Consider the following 2,715-nt stretch of genomic DNA (forward strand, 5'->3'; position numbering starts at 1 on the left):
TAATAAAAGGGAGCAGCTGCTAACTGGCAAGCTGCTCCGTGCTGTGTTCAACTAATGTTTTTTCGTTAGTTGAATAGGGGACCAAGTAATTTAAATTCAATAACGATTATTATTGCTATTAAAATTAAACACATTTCAGTTAAAGTCAAAATAGATTGCTTCGGATATTGTGTATATTTCCATTCAAAAAATGCTCTTACCATATAATCCAATACCATAAAAGCAATTACTGCAATTAAAATCAGGTAAATTAAATCTTCATAATAAATCAACAGCACAAAAGATAGAATCACCAGGATAATCGCAGAAAAAGCCCTCAAACCTTTATCAATTTTTCTATGTAACTCGTTTATGTAATTAAAAGAAAAAAACTCTTTTTTTACTTTCTCAATTTTGAGTAGGTTCCTCAGAAGAAGCTTAACTGTTGAAATAAGGACAAAAACAATTATCGCAATCAAACAAAATTTTATCCAGAACACACAACTCCTCCTATCCCATTAATTTTTTCTTTTGTTCCCTATCAATAAATATCCAAGTGTAATATATCAACCAAAATACAATAGGAACTAACGACACATAATGTCTCTGATTTGCTGGAATAAAGTAAAGTAAAAATAGCCCAATTATAAACATTGGTGGCATTAGAATAAAGTACTTCTTCTTATCCAACGTGCATCCCCTCCGTTTTGTTTAATTCTAACAAAAAAAACATCCTCTCACACAACTAACCTACTCGTTGCATAACTAAAAGGGAGCAGCTGCCAACTGACAAGCTGCTCCCTGCTGTGTTCAACTAACGTTTTACAATTAGGTTAACGATAGTTTCAATTATTTAGTTTTTAGATAGGAGAAGACGTTTATCCAGAAGATGCATCCGAGTAAAATATGAATACCGCTTTCTTCAATATCTATCCCGTTACCACTCAGTAATATCCCTGTAAAAAAGCCAAGTACTATAGCTATTAAGACTTCAAGGAACTTTCCATTCATAATCTTTCACCTTACTTTCTTCTTCATTTGATTCGAACATAGCATAAACCCTAAAAAACCATATGTGAGTTTCTCAATGATTCTGCCGGTTTGCACAAATAACTAAAAGGGGGCAGTTGCCAACTGGTAAGCTGCTCCCTTTTGTCTTCAACTAACGTTTTTCCGATTGCGGTAGAACACTTTACTATATGTGGCCTACACTGTCATTCCTTGCTTAAGAAAAAATAGAGGATCAGGGTACTAATTTAATTCATTCAACTGTTCCCATTCACTTAAATACATACGCTTTGATATATTTTTAGGATTTCTAAGCTTACATATAAACTCTAAACTGTTCCCATCAGGGTCATTGAAATGGATTTTGGCATGAGCCATGCCATTATGTGCCATGACAAAAGGTTCAACTGGTTTAAAACCAAATGCCTCCCTGGGTTCATATCCTTTTTCTTTCAACCAAGCAACTGAATTTTTTAATCCTTTTAAAGAAACTTGAAAAGCTATGTGCCTTATTGAAGGATGATATTCAAGTTCAACTTTGTCTGTTTCCCATAGTCCCAACCAACTTTTATCTTTTTCGATCCATAGGAATGCCAACTTATCCTCATGACTGTGGGAAAACTCCAAACCAAGTCCTTTGTAAAATTCAATTGAACGTTTTAAATCGCTAACTGGTAAATGTGCTTCATATAATCCTATTATCATTTATAAGCCCCCTTGAATCACGCCTGTTTGTTTAAACCCTATTAGACTTTAATTATATATTCTGTATTTTCGGTTCCATAAGCTTTACTCCGTAAAATGGTTCCTTAACCGACATTCCATTAAGGATGTTTGTTGTTCAGACGATTTCTGTAAAAAATAGTTGCGTTATCCTGCCATTTAGCTTAACGAAAAATAGAGCAGCTGATGTATTTTCCCTCAAAAAAAAGCGAATCCCTATAGGAGGTATTCGCACGTTGGGTCATTAAAAAGTCCCTAGAATTATTTTCTACTTGGACAAACTTCAAATAAATCAACCATCCCCTGCCAACCTCAAACTGTTTAAGCCGGATATCTACCATTTCAAGAATCCAATTACCCTTCTGTCCTCATATTCCTCAATTAGCTTATGATTTTCCTATTTAATTTTAAGATTATTTCTTGGCTCTGTAGCACGTGTTAAGCGATAGAAAAGATCTAGAACGTTTAGTCTAGGATGCTTCTTTCGGAGTAGGCACTCTGGTTATCCGCTACAGTGATAGCGGTGCGTATCAGCTTTATGTGACGTTTTATGCATATTTCGCTGGTAGCATAGCGCCAGGTTTAACAGCAAAAAAGTTAATTAATAACACCTAATTTAACCACTTTTTTATAGAAAAAGACTTTAGATATAGTTGTAAAATGGGTAAAATATAGTATGAATAGGAACTTGTGTTCCCTTTTTTCTTAATATTGGTTTCTAAATCCTATGATTCAGTTCCTAGTTAGTAGAGAAAATTATCAATATACATGAAAGGAGAGTCCAATGAACGAACTACAAATCAAAGATGTAATTGATGCTGAACTCAAACGAATGGCTTGGAGACTCCAGTATCATGCAAAAAAAGCAGCTAGGCAGTACCCATTTACTTATGACTTTACAAGGCAAGAATCTTTTGAAGATGAAATTGTAGACGAGTTACATGTAAAAGATATGCTAAACATGATTGATAAGGGAAATGGTAAAAAGGTTGTCTATTCGCTGTA

At 34.2% G+C, this 2,715-nt stretch carries 3 protein-coding genes; 1 reads left to right on the forward strand and 2 read right to left on the reverse strand.

The genetic code is table 11. The features are described from left to right. Positions 1–65 precede the first annotated feature (65 nt). Both GQY27_RS21075 and GQY27_RS21080 read right to left on the reverse strand, forming a co-directional pair. Entirely contained in the window at positions 66–479 is a 414-nt protein-coding gene (locus tag GQY27_RS21075) for a DUF4181 domain-containing protein (RefSeq protein ID WP_160037226.1), read from the reverse strand. A 751-nt stretch (positions 480–1,230) separates the two neighbouring features. Then, on the reverse strand, positions 1,231–1,692 hold the full coding sequence (locus GQY27_RS21080; protein WP_160037227.1) for a VOC family protein: 462 nt from the start codon (positions 1,690–1,692) through the stop codon (positions 1,231–1,233). A gap of 802 nt (positions 1,693–2,494) precedes the next feature. Between GQY27_RS21080 and GQY27_RS21085 the strand changes: the two genes are divergently transcribed. Beyond that, the coding region (locus GQY27_RS21085; RefSeq protein WP_442950925.1) for a hypothetical protein at positions 2,495–2,715 on the forward strand (221 nt) is incomplete at its 3' end.

Origin of the sequence: Paenibacillus sp. An7 (assembly GCF_009870785.1) — a bacterium.
Classification (GTDB): Bacteria; Bacillota; Bacilli; order Paenibacillales; family Paenibacillaceae; genus Paenibacillus.

What these genes read in the sequence shown, in the direction of transcription:
- GQY27_RS21080 (WP_160037227.1), bottom strand. Translation starts at nt 1,692, where the DNA reads ATGATAATAGGATTATATGAAGCACATTTACCAGTTAGCGATTTAAAA.